This window comes from Salinicoccus carnicancri Crm, assembly GCF_000330705.1.
Classification (GTDB): Bacteria; Bacillota; Bacilli; order Staphylococcales; family Salinicoccaceae; genus Salinicoccus; species Salinicoccus carnicancri.
The window spans coordinates 16,042-35,581 of sequence record NZ_ANAM01000010.1 but is presented as its reverse complement, the minus strand read 5'-3'; the positions used below and the strand labels follow the sequence as shown (position 1 = coordinate 35,581).

The following is a 19,540-nucleotide window of genomic DNA, read 5'->3' as shown; positions in this document are numbered from 1 at the left end:
AGCCATGAGTCCTATCTAAAGCGGGACCATGGCTTTAAACTTTGTAATATACTGGCTCATCCCCCCTATATTTTTTCACACAGTGTGAAAAAATGATTGATTTATCTTGAGACATCATCTAGAATATATTTAACAGAATATTTAAAACTCTATTTGTTAGCGCTTTCTAAAATGGTTACCAATTATACAGAAGGAGATGGATGATGATGGCAATTATGGTTCTGAAACAGCGTGTGAATGAGTTCCTTGATGGTGAAAAGGGATTGTATATAGATGGGGGGTATGTGCAGGCTCATGGCGGCAAGATGTTTGATGTCTTGAATCCTGCAACTGAAGAGGTGATTGCGCAGGTGAGTGAAGCGGATGAGTCTGATATCGATAATGCGGTTCAGGCTGCACGCAAGGCTTTTGATGCGGGTGAATGGACGAAGATGGAACCTGCTGAGCGTTCCCGTCTCATCTATAAATTTGCGGACCTTCTTGAAGAGCACAGGGAGGAGCTGGCCCAGCTTGAGGCACTGGATAATGGCAAGGCATATCAGCAGGCACTTGAGGATGATGTGGACGGTACGGTGCAGCATTTCCGTTACTACGCCGGGTGGGCGACGAAGATTTCGGGCAAGACGCCGAATGTGTCTCCGGATTATGTGACATATACTGTCCATGAACCGGTGGGCGTGGTTGGTCAGATCATCCCATGGAACTACCCGCTGGCGATGGCGGGGTGGAAGCTTGGTGCAGCCCTGGCCGCAGGGTGTACGATTGTGATCAAACCGGCTTCTGAGACGCCGCTGTCGCTGTTGTATGCAGCGAAACTGTTCAAGGAAGCGGGCTTCCCTGATGGGGTGGTGAATGTTGTACCGGGCGCCGGCAGTGTTGCAGGTAATGCTCTGGTCACTCATCCGGGCGTGGATAAGGTGGCATTCACGGGATCAACTAGAACCGGCGGTTCCATCATGAAAAAGGCAGCGGATGACATCAAGAGTGTGACGCTGGAACTTGGCGGTAAATCTCCTGCCATCGTTCTGGAGGATGCGGATCTTGACACGGCACTTGATGGCATCTTCGACGGAACAATGTATAATACAGGTCAGAACTGCAGTGCGACGACGCGTATCTATGTCCACAGAAATCTATATGAGAAAGTGCTTGATGCATTAAAAGATAAGGCTGAAAAAGCTGTCGTCGGACCAGGCCTTGATGAGGCCACGGACATGGGACCGCTTGTTTCTGAAAAACAGCTGGATACCGTACTCGGTTACATTGAGAAGGGAAAGGAAGAAGGTGCAAGGCTGATTACCGGCGGTTCGCGCAAGGGTGATAAAGGGTATTTCGTCGAACCGACAATCTTTGCAGACGTTGAAGATGATATGACGATTGCCCGTGAGGAAATTTTCGGGCCGGTAATGTCGGTATTCGTATTTGACGAAGTCGACGAAGTGATCAGCCGTGCGAATGACAGCGAGTATGGACTTGCTGCCAGTGTCTGGACGGAGAACATCAAGAAAGGTCACTACATCGCCGGAAAACTGGAATCCGGTACTGTGTGGGTGAACGATTTCGGCCTGGAACTGGAGACGATGCCTTTCGGTGGATATAAGAAATCCGGTATCGGCAGGGAGATGGGGGGAGATTACGGAATCTCCAACTATGTCGAAGTGAAGAGTGTGTTTGTCAATATTAAACAGGACTAAAGCTTAAGAAGGTGCAATATGGATGATTCGCTGGGCAGTGAACTGAAGAAGGTACGAAAAGGCAAGAAGATGACTTTGCAGGAATTGAGCGACAGGAGCGGTCTATCAATCAGTTTCCTGTCACAGGTGGAAAGAGGGCTCCGGACGCTGACTTTCACTTCCCTCCGGAAAATATCTGAATCTCTCGAAGTCAACATCAATTTCTTCTTTGACAATGGCGGTACAAGTATAAAAAAGCAAGTCAACAAGACGACGTCAGATTCGGGCAACTTTTCCTATACGAGTCTCGTGGGACGGATGAAAAAACCGGATTTCACCCCTGCAATCATTGAACTGAATGCCGGAGAATCCCAGAAGGTCCCCTATACCCACAGCGGTCAGGAGTTCGTCTACGTATTATCCGGTCAGCTGGAAGTTGAATTGGAAGGGGTCAAAGAGACACTGTACGAAAATGAATCCATCCACATAGACTCGTCGCTGGCCCACCATTGGTACAATGATACCGATGAAGTGACAGTGCTGCTGCTGGTGTCGTCCAATCAAAATTAATTACAGTAAAAAACTAGCGCTCTGTATGAGCGCTAGTTTTTTAAGTTTATGTGCCTAAGTTCCCTCGGGAACGAGGTCAGTACTTCAGCTTCACCATCTTCGTTGATATAGACTTCCTCTTCGATGCGGACACCGCCATAACCGGGTATATAGATGCCGGGTTCTATGGTGAACAGCATGCCTTTTTGGGCGATGTCTTCATTGAGATGATGGATGGATGGTGATTCGTGGACTTCGATGCCGAGCCCATGACCGACACGGTTGTTGAAGTATTCACCGTAGCAATTCTCTTCGATGACATTCCTTGCAGCAATATCGAATTCTTTCAGTGGCACACCGGCCCTGACTGCATCGACACCTGCCTGCGTGGATGCTCTGACGATGTTGTATATCTCTTTTTGTTTTTCGGATGGTTCTCCGATAGTGAATGTCCGTGTGATGTCTGAACAATATCTGTCGTGGGTGATGACACCGAAATCGATGAGCAGGAAGTCTCCGTTCGTAAGCTTCCTGTCCCCGGGTGTGCCATGGGGCAGGGCTGCTTTCTCCCCGGCGAGTACCATGGTAGAAAACGAGGGTCCGGCTGCACCGTGTTTCTTCATCAGATACTCGAACTCAGCCACGAGATCCGCTTCTGTCATTCCTTCTTTGATTGTTTTGAGGCCTTCTTCGAGTACGGTTTCGATGATATTCACTGCTTCCTTCAAACCATCTATCTCTTCCCGGCTCTTGAAAGTCCTCAGGTGATCGATAGCCGGCTGGATGTCGGCGAATTCAGCACCCAAGAAGATATCCTTTAATCCATTGTGATGTGAGACAGTCACTGTATTCATTTCAATACCTATTATATCCGGCATGCCTTTCAATGCTTCCCTGATGATTGTGAAAGGATTCTGTTCATCAGATACGGGGATGATGTTGTCCACTTTGGCGATATCTGCAGCAATTTCCTTGTCCAGAGCCGGCAGGAAAAGGTAAGTCTCTTCATTTTCCGTATCGATGAAAAGTGACATGTACCGCTCATGGGGATCTGCATAGAACCCTGTCATATAATAGATGTTTGAGGGGTCGGTGATTACAATAACTTCTATATTTTCAAGACTCGGATGGTTGGTCAATGCTTTGATTCTTTCAGAGTAATTGATAGACATATGGTCAATTCATTCCGCCTTTCTTTTTTCAATCTCCCTCCACATTGTCTCTACTGTTTCCCGTCCCTGCAAAAGATCTTTGTGGAACTTCACTTTTGCGTTTTTCCTTTCATGTGTGATGGCTGATAATGAGCGCATGGCTGCATCTTCGTCGCCGAGTATTTTATGGGCGGCGAGCTGCCCCTGATACATTGCGACTTTGGCATTTTCTATGCCGGTGACGTTTCCGGCGACGTAGAGGTTTGGAAGCTCGGTCTCCATCATTTCGCTGTGGAGAGGGACGTAGCCGCCAAGGCTTTCTGCATACACATGTTTGAGGTTCAAAAGGGAGCCGATCTCACTGAGCGGCGCGAGTCCGTCTGATATGCACACGAAGTCGCACTTTACTTCCCTGGTCTTGCCGTTCAATGGCTTTCCTTTGGAATCGGTCTTCTGGACGGTGACGGATTCTACCTTTTCCGTGCCGTTTATCCGTATGATCTTCTCCTTGATGGAAATCGGGAGCCCCATGGCCCTGATTCCATTCTTTGGGAACAGCTTTAGTGCTGCGGGGTGAATGGGTTTTGCTTTTCCTGCCAATCCTGCCCCGGTTGAAATGAACCTGGAAGGGGCTGAATGTCCAAGTGACACGAGTGTTTCGAAGGCGTCTTCGGGCTTCTGGGTGCTGAGCAGGTTTTCCGGGGGAAGACATATTTTAGCGACATCGATGTCTGCATAGCCGAGCTCCATCGCGATGACCATGGACAATGGATTGATGCCGACGATGACCCCCTTGTCCCCCGGCCTGACGCGGCTGAAATTGGTGAGCACCTGGGCGGCGCCGACCGTCATTACGCCTGGAAGATCCCACTCTGGAAGAGGGTTGGACTTTTCCCGGGATCCGGTGGCGATGATCAGGTGTCTGGATCTGAAGGTGCCTGATGTCGTATGGACAGTATAGGTGTCATCCAACTCGACATCATATACGGATGTACTCAGGCGGATTTCAGTCTTATCCTGAGTGTCGCTGACCAGCTTCCGGGCAATCTCCAGCCCGTTCCACCATTTTCCCTTTTTCTCTTCGTAGAGCTGTCCGAGAAGTCTGCCCCCTGCATGGAAGTATTCATCGAGGACCAGAACCTTCTGTTTTTCCTGCAGTATTCCGGCGGCGCTGAGTCCGGCCGGCCCCGCGCCGATGATTATCGTATCAAACATGTGCGTCATCACCTTTCACCAGATGGGGAAGTTCTGTCTGCTGTTCGACATCCATCCCTTTTTCAACGGGGGTGAGGCATGCCCTCTGGTTCCTTTCCCCATTTACAGTGACGCGGCACTCTGAGCAGTGGCCGATGTTGCAGTAGATGCCCCTTGGTTTCCCATCTTTTTCATGTCTCCTGAGTGTCCTTATGCCATTTGCGAGCAGTGCGGCTGCGAGGCTTTCTCCTTCTGCGCCATGAATGATTTCCCCATTCCACCTGAAAGGGACGAGTTCGGGCTGGATGGTGCCGAGTATTTTATGGTTCATTATCCTGTCAGTCATGTGTCGCCCTCCCCTGAGAGTTCTTTCATCGAGATGGTCCGGATCGGCGGCTGTGATTTCAGATGGATATAACCTGGTGAATCTTCATGCTGGTCGCCGGTCAGTCTTTCAAGCAGCGGCCCGCATGTACGGGAAGCGCAGAACCCCATGCCTGCCCGCGACTTCAATTTGAGTTCCCTGGAATTGTTCGCTCCATTCTCCATTATATTCAAAAGCTCCGAATAATAGACGTTTTCACATCGGCACACGACGAAATCATCTTCCTGCTTCATATGGGAGCCCTCCTTTCCCCTTTTATCAACAGCCAAGAAAAAAAGATGCCAGCTACAGACCGAATCTCTTAACTTTGGCATAGAGGGTGGGGCGGCTGATGCCGAGTGATCTGCTCGCCTTTTCGATGTTCTGGCCATTGTCCTCGAGGACATGACGGATATAATCCGCCTCCACTTTCTCAACATAATCCTTGAGTTCTAGTTCTTCATCGATGGAGGGGAGGGAAGGCTGCTTTGCATCCTCGCCGACCTCGGTCAAATACTGGTCGAAAATTTCGTTGTTCAGCGCTTCATCGTTTGAGAAGATGACCAGCCTTTCGATGACGTTGATGAGTTCTCTGACATTGCCCGGCCAATGATATGCCTTCAAACGGTTGATGAGCTGCTGGTTGGCGTATTTGACACTGGTCCCATACTTCTCAGACAGGCTGTAGAGGTAGTAGAAGAACAGTGATTCTATGTCATCGGGCCGCTCTCTGAGAGGCGGTACGTGGATGTTGACGACATTGATCCTGTACAGCAGGTCCGACCTGAAATCGTCGGATGCCAGAAGGTCGGAAATCTTCCTGTTGGTGGCCGAGACGAGCCTGAAGTTGGCTGACTTCTCCTTGTTGCCGCCGAGTTTGAAGTACCGTTTTTCCTGAAGCACCCTGAGGAATTTCACCTGCATATCAAGCGGCATGTCCCCCATCTCATCCAGGAACAGGGTCCCGTTCTCAGCAAGTTCGATCTTTCCTCTGTTGCCTTCCCGGTTTGCACCGGTGAATGCCCCTTTTTCATAGCCGAAAAGCTCTGATTCAAACAGGTGGCCTGGGATGGCACCGCAGTTGATCGGGATGAATTCCCCTGATACATCGCTTGTGTCATGGATGGATTTGGCGAATAGTTCCTTGCCTACGCCGGTTTCTCCGGTAATGAGTATATTTGCATTTGTCTTTGCCGCTTTTTCAATCCGGGTTTTGACGTGCTCCATGACAGAGCTCTTATATATGATATTCCTGAAATTGCTGCTTTTCAGCTTTTTCATGTTGTCGGAGAGCACGCTTACTTTATTCTTCAGCGTTTCAATCTGTTCCTGCTGCCGCTTCTGTTCTGTGACATTGACTTCGGAGACGATGGCGCCTGCGATTTCACCATCAATCAGTATGGGCATGGACTTTATATCTACATATATATCGTTCGTCGCCTTATGCTGCTTTTTGACGATTGTCCTATTTTCCCTGAGTGAGGCAAGCATGACCAGGTGCTCTTCTTTAAAGACTTCGGTGATCTTTTTGCCGATTACATATTCATTGCTCATGCCGAAAATTTCTGCCGCCCTGTCGCTCCAGTAGATGACATTCTCCTGTTTATCGATAATCGTGAATGAATGGTTGTGGAAGTTGATCAATTCTTTAATAATGGCTTTCTCCAACATTTTAACGTCCCCTTTTCGTTAAATAACTAATAAGTATTATATGGATTTTTACAAAGTAAAGCAAACTTTCTAAAAATTTAGGTATTCAGAGCTGGCATTCTTTTTTCTTGGGGATTTATAGAAGGAGGTGGTCTGGTTCATTGAACAGAGATATTTATGATGTATTGGTCATAGGCGGGGGAATCATCGGGGCAAGCATCGCTTACTATACTGCGAAAACAGGGCTGAAAGTTGCGCTGCTGGAATCCGGCACCCTCGCCTCAGGTACGAGTTCCAAATGCGACGGGAATGTACTGCTGATTGATAAAGAGCCGGGGTTCGACAGCCGGATGGCGATAAAAAGCCAGGCTCTGATCAAGGAGCTTTCCCATGAACTGGAAATGAAATTCGAATTCCGCCATCCCGGCAGCATTTTCCTGTGTGCGAATGAGGACGAGCTCGAACAGGCATATGAATGGGCGGACCTGCACAACTTCAAAAATGAGGGCCAGGAATTTTTCAGGAAACTGACGAAAGAAGACTTGAAAAATGATTCCAGATACTTTTCAGAGCATCTGACCGGGGGGGTCGAGTGTACGAACGATTCAACGGTTAACCCGTATATGCTCACTTTTTCGTTGGTGCATCAGGCGAAGAAATACGATTTTTCACTATTCGAACACACCCGGGTGACGGATGTCGAACGGGCGGGAGGGGGATACTTCAAAGTGTCTTCCCATGGCGACGTATTTAAAGCCGGCAAGGTCATCAATGCTGCCGGTGTCCAGGCACCGGCAGTGGCGGACATGCTCGGCCTGTATGTACCGATCAAGCCGAGGAAAGGCCATATTCTTGTAGCATCACGATCTGAACTCATGGGAACGCGCAAAATACAGGAATTCGGATACTTGATGACGAAGTTCGGCAGGGAGCGGGAAGCGTCTGAGGAGATGAACGACTACGGCATAGCACTCGTCCATGAGGCAACCGAAAGTCAGAATTTCCTGCTGGGGAGCAGCCGCGAATTTACCGGGTTCGATACCAAGGTGGATCATAAAATCATCCGGCTCATTGCCCGGCGGGCGATCGAGTATTTCCCGCAGATGAAGGACATGGACATCATCCGCAGCTATGCCGGCCTGCGGCCGTGGACGCCGGATCATCTGCCCATCCTGTCCGAAACAAAGGTGCCGGGCTTCTACATTGCAGCGGGGCATGAAGGGGATGGCATAGGGTTGTCGGCAATAACCGGCCTCTGGGTTTCCCAGATGATGACGGATACGCTTGAAGATGACATCAGTCCGCTTGATATCAACAGATTCAGGGAGGTGCACGCATGAACCAGAACAGCAAACAGTTTGTAACGCTGGATACGCATACGGGCGGCAACCCGACCCGGACTGTGTTGTCGGGGATGCCGGCGCTCGCCGGTGATACGATCCAGGAAAAGATGCTCGACATGAAAGAGAACCATGACCACATCAGGAAGTTCCTGGTGAATCCGCCGCGCGGCCATGATGTCATGAGTGGAACAATCCTGCTTCCGCCGCTTGCCCCCGGGGCTGACTACAGTGTGATATTCATAGAGACCGGGGGCTATCTCCCGATGTGTGGGCACGATACCATCGGCACTTGTACGGCTCTGGTTGAGATGGGTTATGTAGAGCCGGTTGAACCCATCACTTCAGTCGTGCTCGATACACCTGCCGGCATCGTTGAAGCGGAATGCAGAGTGGAAGGTGGAAAAGTTTCAGAAGTGACATTCGTCAGTACGGAGTCTTTCCATCTGAAGACAGTGACTGTCCATTTCGAAGGACGTGATGTGCAGTGTGACATTGCATATGGCGGGAACTTCTACGGCATCATCAAAGCGGACGACCTGGGGCTCACCCTTGATACGGACAATTCTGAGGAGATTGTCGCAACTGCGATGGCAGTGCGTGACGCAATCAACGGCTGTCATGAAGTCAGGCACCCTGAATATCCATTCATAAATAAGCTCACGCATATGGAGCTTTACGAAGCGGGGGATGTTGTCAAAAATACTGTAATTGTCCCGCCGGGCGGCATCGATCGCTCGCCGTGCGGTACAGGGACATGTGCCAAAGTCGCCACTCTGTACAAAGAAGGGGGAATTTCCCGGGATGAGACTTTTATCCATGAAAGTATTACAGGGTCACTTTTCAGGGCCCGTCTCCTCAGCACCAGGGAGGAGGACGGCATCATTTTCAACAAGGTGTCCATTACCGGATCAGCATGGATCATGGCCCGGCACGACTTTTATATGAACGGCTCCGATCCCCTGCAGGAAGGCTATCTTCTTATTCCGGAGTTGGCGGAGGTGGAAGTATGATTGTAAAAACAGTGAACAGTTATGACATCCACGTATACGGTCAGGTTCTGAGGGTGGTTGGAAGAAGTGAACTCGAGGCGGGGCCTGATGGTTTTGACGTGGCGGAGCTGATGTTGAATGAGCCGAGGGGGAGCAAATACATGAACCTGTTGACATTTCATGAGAATGACAATGGTTCCTTGGAAATTTCAATCGATTCGGCCAACGGGATTGAGAACCGGGGGATACTGGTGAAGTCTTTCCTGTCGTCCCTGGTCGACAGGGGCAGGATAGCTGTCCGTGGCAGCTACTCCGTAGACATTGAAGGTGAAGTGGTGGTTTATGACCACGAGGGTCTTGAAGAGACACCGTTGTATGATGTCGCTGACGACCGTGGTCTGTATATTGTGAATGGAAAAAGGTTGAAACTGGCAGCAACCGGGATGATTCTGGAGATTCAGAACATCACTGGAATGAAGGAGGAAATTGAAAATCTGAACGATGGAACTTACGATTATCTGGTTTTGCACAACGATGGGAAACACACAGTCGCGAATGAAAGCAATGATATTCTGCCCTATCCGATAATTGAAGTGGTTTCGCTGCTGGATGGCATATCCTGCGGCGGAAGAATGACGACATTGAACGGGGAGGATATCAAAATCCAAAATGGCAGCTTCCCACATCGGTATCAACTGGTTGCCAATTCACAGTTCTACATCGACAGCACGGATATATACAGGGAAGGTTTTGTCATTAAATAAGCAAGGGGGATTCAGATGACAAGGGAGAAAAGACTTCCGGGTCTTGGGGTTCTGCTCACGATACTCGGATTGTTCGTTGTGATAATGTTTGGTTTCATAGTCATTTTAGAATTGCCGATACAGCTGGCACTGCTCACTGTATGGTTCATGATCATGGGATTTGGCCTGTATCTGGGATATGGCTATCTTGAGATGGAGAAAGGATTGCTGAAAGGGATTTACGAAGGAATGGGTGCGATTTTGATACTTATAGCGGTTGGTGCCCTGATCGGGTCCTGGATTGCGGGCGGCGTGGTGCCGACCATGATCTACTACGGACTCAGCATCATCAGTCCGAGCATCTTTCTGATGGCCGCAATGGTCATATGCGCCATCACTGCCATATCCACGGGGACTTCATTCGGTGCCGCAGGAACTGCAGGGATTGCGATGATGGGGATTGGAGAAAGTTTCGGTCTGCCGACTGCGCTTGTTGCCGGGGCGGTCATCTCCGGCTGTTACACAGGCGACAAGATGTCGCCGTTGTCGGATACGACTGTAATGACGGCATCCTTATCCAAAGTGGAACTGTTCAGGCATATACGGTCGATGTCATATGTATCGGTGCCTGCCTTTATAATCGCCGGAATCATGTACTGGATTGCCGGGGCCGTATTCCATGACGGCAGCGGGGATCTTTCCATTGCCCGGAATACGATGGCGGGACTCCAGGAAACATTTGAAATATCATGGGTGATGCTGATTCCTGCCCTCGTAGTCATAGTAATGCTCATATTGAGGATGCCATCTGTACCTGTGATACTTTTCGGTGCCCTGCTGGGCAGCCTGTGGGCAGCCTGGTTCCAGGGGTATGCCTTCATTGAAGCGATACAGACGCTGTATTCCGGAAGCGAGCAGAATACCGGTATTGCATTCATCGACAGTCTGCTTAACCGCGGTGGCATCACATTCATGCTTGAAGTGATCCTGCTGATCATCCTGGCACTTGGCGTGGGTGGTCTTTTGCAGGCGATCGGTGCATTTACAGTAATCGGCAACCTGTTTGCCGGATGGGCGAATAACACCGGCAATTTGACACTCACAACAATGCTTGCATCGTTCTTCGGCGTATTCTTCGGTGGTGCAGCATATGTGTCACTGCTTACGGGTTCCAAGATCACCGAAGAGAACTACGACCGCAAAAATGTGAGCCGCACACTGCTCTCGAGAAATGTCGAAGCCGGTGGGACCGTGACGACCCCGATGGTGCCATGGTCTGACGGCGGTGTATTCATGGCGACTACACTGGGGGTTGCGACACTTGCCTATCTGCCGTTCTTCTGGTACGGGTTCCTGGTCATGATCATTTCGCTGATCTACGGTTATTTTGGTTTGTTCATAATGGAGAAAGACGAATATGAAAAAGCACGTGATAAAGAGGATGACGAAAATAATGAAGAAAATGGAGGATACAAAATCTATGAAAAAACAGTTTGAAGGAGCGTTCCCGGTATTGATTACACCGATGCATGGGGATTACAGCGTCAACTACGAAGGCATGAAAGCGAACGTCCAGTATTATCTGGATCAGCAGGCGGCGGGGATCGTCATCGTGGGCAGCACCGGTGAGTTTGCCTCACTGGATGAAGCGGAGAAGAAAAAGATCGTGGAACTGGTCGGCCCGATGGTGAAGGATACGGACACCGCGCTTCTGGTCGGCATTGCCGACGAACGGACGAGCAAGGTCATCGAGTATGCCCGGCATGCCGAAGCCAACCATGCGGACGGGCTGCTGCTCATCAATTCCTTCTATCAGACACCGACGGAGGAAGAGGCGTTCCATCAGTTCAAGGATGTGAATGATGTAGTGACCCAACCGCTCATGATGTACAATAACCCGTTCACTGCGAACGTGAACCTGGAAGATGCAACCATCTGCCGGATTGACAGGGAGCTGGACAAGGTGCAGTACATCAAGGAGTCGAGCGGGGACATCCGCAAAGTGCGGGCGGTCGCCGACAATACGGATCTCGTATTGTTCTGCGGTTCCGATGACCTGGCATTTGAGTCCTTCGTACAGGGGGCAACCGGCTGGGTGTCGGTGGCGGCCAACATCGCCCCGAACAGCGCGGCACAGCTGTATGAACTGGTGAAGGCGGGCAAGTATGATGAAGCCAAAACGCTCAACAAAGATCTGCTGCCGCTGTGTGAATTCCTCGAGGACTCCGGCAAATACGTCCAGATCGTCAAAAAGGCGATGGATCTGAAAGGGCTGGCCGGCGGGCCGTCCCGTAAACCGAGACTGGGGCTCACCGATGACGAGGTCAGTCAGCTGAAGTCCCTGATGGAAAAACTGGATTAGCAATGTACGCTGTTTATCCCCGATCACATAGAGAAAGGATTAGTCCGTTCCCTTGGACTAATCCTTTAATTTTTGGCTTAATATCTGATTTTTATATTTGTTTACGGTCCTTCTGGAGAGATTCACGCCAAGTTCTCCGAGTTTGCTTGAAATTTTACTGTCCGGCATTTTTTCAAATCCTGAAAAGCTTTGGATCAGGTGCATCGCATAGCTGACGGAGGCACCGTTGCAGCATTTCTTCGACAACAGGGATTTGACCGGCAGGCTCCCTTTCGGTGTGGCGATGAATTTGTTGGCGAGCAGCCTGCTGATTGTAGCAGGGCTGAGGGAAGTTGCATCGGCCAGATCATTCTGGTCCAATGGATTGAGGAAATCTGTCTCGCCCAGCAGAAATGACTTCTGTGTGTTCGCAATGATTGTCAATACACTGCTCAGATACATTTTTCTGGCATTCAGAATCGAAGAAAGTTCCTCGTAATCCTGCCTGTATTTCTCCATCTTCTTTTTGAAATCCTTGTCATCCGGCTGGACTTCAAAGGGTTCGAATGTGATGCAGTCAGACAGGTAATCGTTGATGGTGATATTGAAGGTATTTCTGTCGATGGAGATTGTGGCATCCGGTTCCAGATATTCGGTTTCTCCTCCATCAATCGGAGAGAGGGTGCAGGATTCAGTGATAAGCTTCACATATCCCAGCAGTTCATTTCTGGCGGCCTCCCCGAGGAAATCAAGATTGCCCCTGTTAATGTCTTCAAGGTTCGACATGAATAAACTGAATAGACCTTTGTCGTATATACCTTGATTTTTTAATTGAAAAGCCAGGAAATCACAGACATCTGTGCATCCGATCCCCTTATCCTCGTATGCTTTCAGCAGCTCCAGCAGTTCATCTACTTCTCCGGGAGGCGCACCGGAGATGCCAGAAACCTCATTTGGATGCGCTTCCAAAAAACCGGATGGACTCAGAGAATGCAGAATGAATTGCATTGTTTCCCTCCTGCGGTCATCGAGCGTACAGTTGAAATGGGTGGACAGTTCGGAGAGGATGCCCGGGGAGTCTTCGCTTCTGGATGGGATGGCGGAGAGCGGAAGTTTATCTTCATCTATGTAGACCAGCGGATTTTCATCACATTTGTTTATAATGTAATCATTCAATTCACGCCTGTCGTACTTGAAAACGCTGATGGAATTATAAATGAAATTATTCAATGAAATACCGAGTTCATTTGCAACAAATGTATCCAGATTTATCATTTTGAATGCCCCCTTTGCGCTGTATGAAGTGTTTTATACATAGTAGCACAGGCATGTCAAACATTCTATATTATTAAACAGATTATACAAAACGTTACATATTGTAAAAAAGAGCATAAGAAATAAAGGGCCACTTCAATTGTTGTAATCGTTTCCAATGCCAGGATAATATGATAACTTTATTATAGAACTATATCTTTTTAGATGTGCTTAAATCAAACAAGGGGGAAGAGATGAAAACTTTAACTAAATTATCCACGCGGCTGATGGAGAAGTATTTGCCGGATCCGTTCATTTTCGTCATTCTGCTGAGTCTGGTCGTTTTTGTGCTCAGCATGATCACGACCGGCAGTTCGCCGCTCCAGATGACATCGTTTTTCGGTGAGGGCTTCTGGAGTCTCATGGAATTCACCGTCCAGATGTCAATGGTGCTGTTGACCGGGCATGTGATGGCGAAGAGTACGCCGTTTAAGAATCTGCTGTCCAGGCTTGGGTCCGTTCCGAATACGGCCGGTCAGGCGATTGTGCTTGTTTCTGTCGTGGCGGCGCTGGCCTGTTTCATCAACTGGGGATTCGGGCTTGTGCTCGGGGTACTCTTTGCCAAGGAGGTTGCGCGCCAGAGGGATGACACGGACTACCGCCTGCTGATTGCCAGCGGCTACTCGGGGTTCCTGGTATGGCACGGAGGTTTTTCTGGATCGATACCTCTCACTGTGGCGACTGAAGGCCACCCGTTTGTGGAGCAGATCGGCATCATTCCGATAACGGATACGGTGTTCACTTTCGGCAACCTGCTGATCGTGGCGTTGCTGGTCGTGACCATACCGATCCTGAACTATTTCATGCATCCGGAAAAATCGGAAAGGTACATAATCGACCCCGAACTGCTTGCCGAGCCGGGACCGGAGCCGAAGCCTGAGAATATGACGCCGGCCGAACGGCTTGAAAACAGCAGGGTGCTGAATTATATTATCGGTGCCATTGGTATCGTCTATGTCATCTACCATTTCTCTGTGAACGGCCTTGATCTCAATTTGAACATCGTGAACTTTATCTTCCTGTTCACGGGACTGATCCTGCACGGTACGCCGAGAAACTACATCGAAGCGGTGTTCGAGGCGGTCAGGGGTGTGGGTCCGATACTCATCCAGTTCCCGTTCTATGCCGGGCTGATGGGCATGATGGTGGAATCGGGATTTGCGTCACAGATTACAGAGATATTTGTAAGCGTGTCCAATGAAGTCACGTTCCCGCTCTTTGCTTTTCTGAGCGCCGGGGTTGTCAACTTCTTCGTGCCGAGTGGCGGCGGACAATGGGCGGTCCAGGCACCGGTGATGATCGGTGCTGCGATGGAGCTCGGGATCGAGCAGTCCAAAATGGCGGTGGCGATTGCCTGGGGAGATGCCTGGACGAATATGATCCAGCCGTTCTGGGCACTGCCGGCGCTTGCGATCGCAGGGCTCAGGGCAAGGGACATAATGGGCTTTTGTGTCTGGGCGCTTGTCGTATCAGGTTTCATCATAGGAATGATAATGTTGATCATATTCTAAATTTACAAATAGGAGGAGAATCATGAAAAAAGTAGTGATTGCAGATGCACGTCGTACCGCAATAGGAGCGTTTGGCGGAAGTCTTAAGGGGATTTCGGCCACCGATCTTGGAGCGAAGGTGATACGGAGCATTATCGAAGAGAACGGGATAGAAGGGGAAGATGTCGATGAGGTCATCATGGGCAATGTGCTCCAGGCCGGCCTCGGACAGAACCCGGCAAGGATTGCGGGGGTAGGTGCGGGCCTGCCGGCCTCTGTCCCCGCAACGACCATCAATAAAGTCTGCGGTTCCGGCCTGAAGAGTGTCCAGCTGGCTTACCAGTCCATTGCGCTGGGGGATGCGGATATTGTGCTGGCCGGCGGGATGGAGAACATGTCCCGGGCACCGATGCTACTTGAGAACGGGCGTTTCGGTTTCAAGATGGGCGACCAGAACCTCAAGGACTCCATGCTCTACGACGGTCTTACTTGTACATTCAACCAGTATCATATGGGGGTTACGGCCGAGAACCTGTGCGACAGGTATGACATCGGCCGTGAATCGCAGGATGAACTGTCGGCACAGTCCCAGAACAAGGCGGTTGAAGCCATCCGGTCCGGAAGGTTCGAAAAGGAGATCGTGCCGGTGGAAATTCCGCAGCATAAAAAAGACCCTGTCGTCTTCGACACGGATGAGTTTCCGAGGGAGGGCGTCACGGCCGGGAAACTGGGGAATCTGAAGCCCGCCTTCAAAAAAGATGGCAGTGTGACCGCGGGGAATTCCTCGGGTATCAATGACGGTGCAGCATGTACGCTGGTGATGAGTGAGGAGAAGGCGAAGGAACTGGGGCTCAGGATTATGGCCTACATTGACGGTTTCGGCACGAGCGGTGTCGATCCGAGCATCATGGGCATCGGCCCGGTCGGTGCGGTGAAATCGATGATCAAAAAAGTCGGGACACCGCTTGAGGATTACGATCTCATCGAAGCGAACGAAGCGTTTGCCGCGCAGGCGCTCGCAGTCGGTCAGGAACTTGGCTTCAACCAGGATATCGTCAATGTGAACGGCGGGGCAATCGCCCTCGGCCATCCGATAGGTGCCTCGGGGGCACGCATCCTCGTGACACTGCTCCATGAGATGAAGAAGCGGGACAGCCAAAAAGGACTGGCCACGCTGTGCATCGGCGGAGGCCAGGGGATTGCGATTTCAGTAAGCAAATAAAAGGAGGAATTTTTGATGTCGAAAGTAATACAGGATCTGAGTGAAGGGCTGAAAAGCCTGGAAGATGGGATGACACTGCTGGTCGGAGGCTTCGGGCTGAGCGGCATACCGGAACATTCCATCGAGGAAGTCAGGAAGAAGGGGACGAAGGATCTGACAGTGGTCAGTAACAACTGTGGTGTGGATGACTTCGGACTCGGAGTCCTGCTGAAGGATAAGCAGGTTAAGAAGATGGTCTCTTCCTATGTAGGGGAGAATAAGACTTTCATGCAGCAGTTCATCGACGGGGAGCTGGAAGTGGACCTTACGCCGCAGGGTACGCTGGCTGAAAAAATGAGGGCCGGCGGTGCGGGGATTCCGGCATTCTATACAAAGACCGGTGTCGGCACGAGAGTGGCCGAAGGCAAGGAGACGAAAGAGTTCGGCGGTGAGGAATACCTCATGGAAGAGGCGATTACCGGGGATTATGCCCTTGTGAAGGCGCAGAAAGCTGACACATACGGCAACCTGATCTTCAATAAGACGGCCAGGAACTTCAATCCCCAGTGTGCAACCGCGGCAAAGACGACGATTGTCGAAGTTGAAGAACTCGTTGAGGTCGGGGAACTGGATCCGGATGCCATCCATCTGTCCGGCATCTATGTCGATTATGTATATGTCGGTGAACATTTTGAAAAACGCATCGAAAAGAGAACTGTCAAGGAGGAATCATAATGAAGGAGCACAGAGTCAGGATCATCAAAAGGGCCGGCCAGGAGATCAAAAGTGACATGAACATCAACCTGGGCATCGGCATGCCGACACTTGTCGCCAATGAAATTCGGAACGATGTTGAAAATGTTTATTTCCAGTCGGAGAACGGCCTGCTCGGCATCGGTCCCTATCCCACCGAAGATGAACTGGACCCGGATCTCATCAATGCCGGCAAGGAGACGGTGACGGCGGCAAAGGGCGCTTCATTCTTCGATACAGCCGATTCGTTCGGCATGATCCGCGGCGGCCATATCGATCTTGCGATCCTCGGCGGGATGGAAGTGTCCAAAACGGGGGATCTCGCAAACTATATGATTCCCGGCGTGCTGGTAAAAGGCATGGGCGGTGCCATGGATCTCGTGGCAGGTGCCAAGAAGGTCGTTGTCATCATGGACCATGTCAATAAGCACGGAGATGCGAAGATCAAGAAGGAGTGCGAACTGCCTCTTACAGGGGAACAGGTGGTGGACCGCCTCATCACTGATCTCGCAGTGTTCGATTTCGAGGGCGGTACCATGAAACTCGTGGAGCTGCAGGACGGTGTAACAGTCGAAGAAGTCAAAGAGAAAACAGAAGCTGAATTCGAAGTGGCTCTATAGGAAGGGAGATATGCATGGTGAAGGATAAAGTGACAATAATTACAGGGGCTGCGAGCGGGCTCGGGCTCGAGATCAGCAAAGTGTTTTTGAAGAATGGCGCGAAAGTGGTACTGTCCGACATCAATCAGGAGAAGCTGGATGAAATCGTCGAAGATCTGAAGGCAAAGGCGTATGACTGCCTGGGCATCCGTGCTGACGTGACCAGTGAGGATGATATAGAGAATCTGATTGACAGGACGAAAGAGGAGTACGGGCGCATCGATGTGCTGTTCAATAACGCAGGGTTGCAGCATGTGTCGGATATAGAGGAGTTCCCGACGGATAAATTCAGGCAGATGATCGATATCATGCTTGTGGCGCCGTTCATCGGAACGAAGCACGTGATGCCAATCATGAAAGAGCAGGGCAGCGGGACGATTCTCAACATGGCTTCCATCAACGGCGTCATCGGTTTTGCCGGGAAAGCGGCATATAACAGTGCCAAGCACGGTGTCATCGGCCTGACGAAGGTGGCAGCCCTGGAAGCGGCCGAACATGGCATCACGGTCAATGCAATCTGTCCGGGCTATGTGGACACGCCGCTTGTCCGCGGCCAGATGGAAGACCTGGCCCAGTCAAGGGGCGTGGCAGCGGACAAGGTGATCGAAGAAGTGCTGTTCCCTCTGATTCCACAGAAACGGCTGATTGAAATCGGGGAAATCGCCGACTATGCGATGTTCCTGACGAGCGACAGTGCGAAAGGAGTTACTGGCCAGGCCGTCCTGATCGACGGCGGATATACTGTCCAATAACGAGGGGGTATTCTTTTGCTGGGTATTTTTCTTGGACTTTTAACGATCATTGTACTTGCCTATCTCGGGTGGTCGATCATCTGGGTGGCACCGATTGCCGCCGGAATCGTTGCACTCACCGGCGGGCTCGATCTGCTTGAAGCCTATACGGGACCTTATATGCAAGGCTTCGTGGACTTTGCGAAAACATGGTTCCCGGTGTTCATGCTGGGGGCGGTGTTCGGTAAACTTATGGATGCGACCGGCATGGCGAATTCCGTGGCGGTCAATATCACCAAACTGATCGGGACCAAGCGTGCGATACTGGGCGTCGTCATCGCCGCCTCTGTCCTGACTTACGGCGGTGTCAGCCTTTTCGTCGTCGTATTCGCCATCTATCCACTGGCTCTGTCCCTCTTCAGGGAAGCGGAGATACCGAGGCGGCTCATGCCGGCAACGGTGGCCCTGGGTGCATTCACATTCACCATGACCGCAATCCCGGGCACACCCCAGATACAGAACCTGATTCCGATGGAATATTTCGGGACCACACCGATGGCGGCTCCTGTGATGGGTATCGTCGCGGCCGTAGTCATGTTTTTCGGCGGTTACTGGTATCTGATATACAGGGAAAGGAAACTGAAGGCGGCGGGGGAAGTGTTCGATGAACCGACAGACAAGGTCGATGAAACGCAGGATGAAAAGCTGCCGAACATTGTACTGTCAATCATTCCGTTGATCGCAGTGCTTGTTGCGCTCAATGTGTTCGGCCTTCATATCATCACTTCACTGATCATCGGCATCCTGCTGATACTTATATTCAACATCCATAAATACAAAAAATTCGTTAATGCCATCAATGAAGGGGCGGTCGGTTCAATCACCGCCATCATCAACACCTGTGCGGCAGTCGGTTTCGGGACTGTCGTCAAAAGTGTCGAAGGGTTCGGTGACCTGACGCAGCTCATGACAGGCATCAAGGGCAGCCCGCTCATTTCCGAGGCCATCGCCGTCAATATACTTGCTGGGGCAACCGGCAGCGCCTCAGGCGGTATGGCGATTGTGCTCGAAGCACTGGGAGAACATTTCAGGGAATCGGCGGAGACCAGCGGAATCGGCGTCGAGGCATTCCACAGGATCGCCTCTCTGTCATCTGGCGGTCTGGATGTTCTGCCCCACAACGGTGCGGTGCTGACACTGCTTGCAGTTACAGGGATGACCCATAAGAAAAGTTACGCGGATATCGCCGTTGTGGCCATAGTCATCCCCGTCATCGCAATCGCAGTATGTATACTGCTCAACATGATCGGACTTGTCTAATTCGTATGCTGGCATCCGATCTTCCGGGTGCCTTTATGATTCAATGGAGAGATGGAAAATAACCTGGAAACGGTT

19 protein-coding genes are annotated in these 19,540 nt (G+C 50.7%); 13 read left to right on the top strand and 6 right to left on the bottom strand.

Annotated features, from left to right (window positions below):
• Window positions 1–203: 203 nt before the first annotated feature.
• Both C792_RS0112615 and C792_RS0112610 read left to right on the top strand, forming a co-directional pair.
• On the top strand, window positions 204–1,694 hold the full coding sequence (locus tag C792_RS0112615; protein WP_017549818.1) for an aldehyde dehydrogenase family protein: 1,491 nt from the start codon (window positions 204–206) through the stop codon (window positions 1,692–1,694).
• A gap of 18 nt (window positions 1,695–1,712) precedes the next feature.
• Window positions 1,713–2,243, top strand: coding sequence for a helix-turn-helix domain-containing protein (locus C792_RS0112610; protein WP_017549817.1), 531 nt, complete (start codon window positions 1,713–1,715; stop codon window positions 2,241–2,243).
• Between the two features lie 32 nt (window positions 2,244–2,275).
• Here C792_RS0112610 and C792_RS0112605 read toward each other — a convergent pair whose 3' ends face one another.
• From C792_RS0112605 to C792_RS0112585, 5 genes are read right to left on the bottom strand one after another with little or no spacing between them, the layout of a single operon-like run.
• Window positions 2,276–3,394 (bottom strand): M24 family metallopeptidase, encoded by a 1,119-nt coding sequence (locus C792_RS0112605; RefSeq protein WP_017549816.1) that lies wholly within the window; start codon window positions 3,392–3,394, stop codon window positions 2,276–2,278.
• 9 nt (window positions 3,395–3,403) lie between these two features.
• Window positions 3,404–4,588 carry an NAD(P)/FAD-dependent oxidoreductase gene (locus C792_RS0112600; protein ID WP_017549815.1) on the bottom strand — a complete coding sequence of 395 codons (1,185 nt, stop codon included), beginning with the start codon at window positions 4,586–4,588 and terminating at the stop codon, window positions 3,404–3,406.
• A complete protein-coding gene (locus C792_RS0112595) occupies window positions 4,581–4,913 on the bottom strand; it encodes a (2Fe-2S)-binding protein (RefSeq protein WP_017549814.1) in 333 nt (110 codons plus the stop codon). The genes C792_RS0112600 and C792_RS0112595 overlap by 8 nt, the downstream gene beginning before the upstream one ends.
• Window positions 4,910–5,185: a (2Fe-2S)-binding protein gene (locus tag C792_RS0112590; RefSeq protein ID WP_017549813.1), complete on the bottom strand. Its 276-nt coding sequence runs from the start codon at window positions 5,183–5,185 to the stop codon at window positions 4,910–4,912. Before C792_RS0112590 ends, C792_RS0112595 begins: the two co-directional genes overlap by 4 nt.
• A 52-nt stretch (window positions 5,186–5,237) precedes the next feature.
• Window positions 5,238–6,602 carry a sigma-54 interaction domain-containing protein gene (locus C792_RS0112585; protein WP_017549812.1) on the bottom strand — a complete coding sequence of 455 codons (1,365 nt, stop codon included), beginning with the start codon at window positions 6,600–6,602 and terminating at the stop codon, window positions 5,238–5,240.
• 140 nt (window positions 6,603–6,742) lie between these two features.
• Between C792_RS0112585 and C792_RS0112580 the strand changes: the two genes are divergently transcribed.
• Genes C792_RS0112580 through C792_RS0112560 form a run of 5 tightly spaced genes read left to right on the top strand, consistent with a single transcriptional unit; the run spans window position 6,743 to window position 12,018 of the window.
• Entirely contained in the window at window positions 6,743–7,921 is a 1,179-nt protein-coding gene (locus tag C792_RS0112580) for an NAD(P)/FAD-dependent oxidoreductase (RefSeq protein ID WP_017549811.1), read from the top strand.
• Window positions 7,918–8,934 carry a proline racemase family protein gene (locus C792_RS0112575; RefSeq protein WP_017549810.1) on the top strand — a complete coding sequence of 339 codons (1,017 nt, stop codon included), beginning with the start codon at window positions 7,918–7,920 and terminating at the stop codon, window positions 8,932–8,934. Before C792_RS0112580 ends, C792_RS0112575 begins: the two co-directional genes overlap by 4 nt.
• Window positions 8,931–9,677, top strand: coding sequence for a hypothetical protein (locus C792_RS0112570; RefSeq protein ID WP_017549809.1), 747 nt, complete (start codon window positions 8,931–8,933; stop codon window positions 9,675–9,677). The genes C792_RS0112575 and C792_RS0112570 overlap by 4 nt, the downstream gene beginning before the upstream one ends.
• Before the next feature lie 15 nt (window positions 9,678–9,692).
• The gene (gene nhaC / locus C792_RS0112565; RefSeq protein ID WP_017549808.1) at window positions 9,693–11,153 is read left to right on the top strand and encodes a Na+/H+ antiporter NhaC; all 1,461 of its coding nucleotides are present in this window, start codon (window positions 9,693–9,695) and stop codon (window positions 11,151–11,153) included.
• A complete protein-coding gene (locus C792_RS0112560) occupies window positions 11,137–12,018 on the top strand; it encodes a dihydrodipicolinate synthase family protein (protein WP_017549807.1) in 882 nt (293 codons plus the stop codon). Before nhaC ends, C792_RS0112560 begins: the two co-directional genes overlap by 17 nt.
• 57 nt (window positions 12,019–12,075) lie before the next feature.
• Here C792_RS0112560 and C792_RS0112555 read toward each other — a convergent pair whose 3' ends face one another.
• Complete coding sequence (locus C792_RS0112555; RefSeq protein ID WP_017549806.1) at window positions 12,076–13,272, bottom strand: RNA polymerase factor sigma-54; 1,197 nt, start codon at window positions 13,270–13,272, stop codon at window positions 12,076–12,078.
• A gap of 233 nt (window positions 13,273–13,505) precedes the next feature.
• Between C792_RS0112555 and C792_RS0112550 the strand changes: the two genes are divergently transcribed.
• From C792_RS0112550 to C792_RS0112525, 6 genes are read left to right on the top strand one after another with little or no spacing between them, the layout of a single operon-like run.
• Entirely contained in the window at window positions 13,506–14,822 is a 1,317-nt protein-coding gene (locus C792_RS0112550; protein WP_017549805.1) for a short-chain fatty acid transporter, read from the top strand.
• A gap of 22 nt (window positions 14,823–14,844) precedes the next feature.
• A complete protein-coding gene (locus C792_RS0112545) occupies window positions 14,845–16,023 on the top strand; it encodes an acetyl-CoA C-acetyltransferase (protein WP_017549804.1) in 1,179 nt (392 codons plus the stop codon).
• A gap of 15 nt (window positions 16,024–16,038) precedes the next feature.
• Window positions 16,039–16,737, top strand: a complete 699-nt coding sequence (locus C792_RS0112540) for a CoA transferase subunit A (protein WP_017549803.1) — start codon at window positions 16,039–16,041, stop codon at window positions 16,735–16,737.
• Complete coding sequence (locus C792_RS0112535; protein ID WP_017549802.1) at window positions 16,737–17,375, top strand: 3-oxoacid CoA-transferase subunit B; 639 nt, start codon at window positions 16,737–16,739, stop codon at window positions 17,373–17,375. Before C792_RS0112540 ends, C792_RS0112535 begins: the two co-directional genes overlap by 1 nt.
• Window positions 17,376–17,389: 14 nt before the next feature.
• The gene (locus C792_RS0112530; RefSeq protein WP_017549801.1) at window positions 17,390–18,166 is read left to right on the top strand and encodes a 3-hydroxybutyrate dehydrogenase; all 777 of its coding nucleotides are present in this window, start codon (window positions 17,390–17,392) and stop codon (window positions 18,164–18,166) included.
• A 15-nt stretch (window positions 18,167–18,181) separates the two neighbouring features.
• Window positions 18,182–19,465 carry a GntP family permease gene (locus C792_RS0112525; protein ID WP_017549800.1) on the top strand — a complete coding sequence of 428 codons (1,284 nt, stop codon included), beginning with the start codon at window positions 18,182–18,184 and terminating at the stop codon, window positions 19,463–19,465.
• Window positions 19,466–19,540: the final 75 nt, after the last annotated feature.

Bases quoted from the DNA above. Each gene is read 5' to 3' on its own strand.
- C792_RS0112575 (WP_017549810.1), top strand. From the start codon at position 7,918: ATGAACCAGAACAGCAAACAGTTTGTAACGCTGGATACGCATACGGGC.
- C792_RS0112530 (WP_017549801.1), top strand. From the start codon at position 17,390: ATGGTGAAGGATAAAGTGACAATAATTACAGGGGCTGCGAGCGGGCTC.
- C792_RS0112570 (WP_017549809.1), top strand. From the start codon at position 8,931: ATGATTGTAAAAACAGTGAACAGTTATGACATCCACGTATACGGTCAG.
- C792_RS0112555 (WP_017549806.1), bottom strand. From the start codon at position 13,272: ATGATAAATCTGGATACATTTGTTGCAAATGAACTCGGTATTTCATTG.
- C792_RS0112545 (WP_017549804.1), top strand. From the start codon at position 14,845: ATGAAAAAAGTAGTGATTGCAGATGCACGTCGTACCGCAATAGGAGCG.
- C792_RS0112600 (WP_017549815.1), bottom strand. From the start codon at position 4,588: ATGTTTGATACGATAATCATCGGCGCGGGGCCGGCCGGACTCAGCGCC.
- C792_RS0112615 (WP_017549818.1), top strand. From the start codon at position 204: ATGATGGCAATTATGGTTCTGAAACAGCGTGTGAATGAGTTCCTTGAT.
- C792_RS0112605 (WP_017549816.1), bottom strand. From the start codon at position 3,394: ATGTCTATCAATTACTCTGAAAGAATCAAAGCATTGACCAACCATCCG.
- C792_RS0112540 (WP_017549803.1), top strand. From the start codon at position 16,039: ATGTCGAAAGTAATACAGGATCTGAGTGAAGGGCTGAAAAGCCTGGAA.
- C792_RS0112560 (WP_017549807.1), top strand. From the start codon at position 11,137: ATGAAAAAACAGTTTGAAGGAGCGTTCCCGGTATTGATTACACCGATG.
- C792_RS0112550 (WP_017549805.1), top strand. From the start codon at position 13,506: ATGAAAACTTTAACTAAATTATCCACGCGGCTGATGGAGAAGTATTTG.
- C792_RS0112535 (WP_017549802.1), top strand. From the start codon at position 16,737: ATGAAGGAGCACAGAGTCAGGATCATCAAAAGGGCCGGCCAGGAGATC.
- C792_RS0112610 (WP_017549817.1), top strand. From the start codon at position 1,713: ATGGATGATTCGCTGGGCAGTGAACTGAAGAAGGTACGAAAAGGCAAG.
- C792_RS0112590 (WP_017549813.1), bottom strand. From the start codon at position 5,185: ATGAAGCAGGAAGATGATTTCGTCGTGTGCCGATGTGAAAACGTCTAT.
- nhaC (WP_017549808.1), top strand. From the start codon at position 9,693: ATGACAAGGGAGAAAAGACTTCCGGGTCTTGGGGTTCTGCTCACGATA.
- C792_RS0112585 (WP_017549812.1), bottom strand. From the start codon at position 6,602: ATGTTGGAGAAAGCCATTATTAAAGAATTGATCAACTTCCACAACCAT.
- C792_RS0112595 (WP_017549814.1), bottom strand. From the start codon at position 4,913: ATGACTGACAGGATAATGAACCATAAAATACTCGGCACCATCCAGCCC.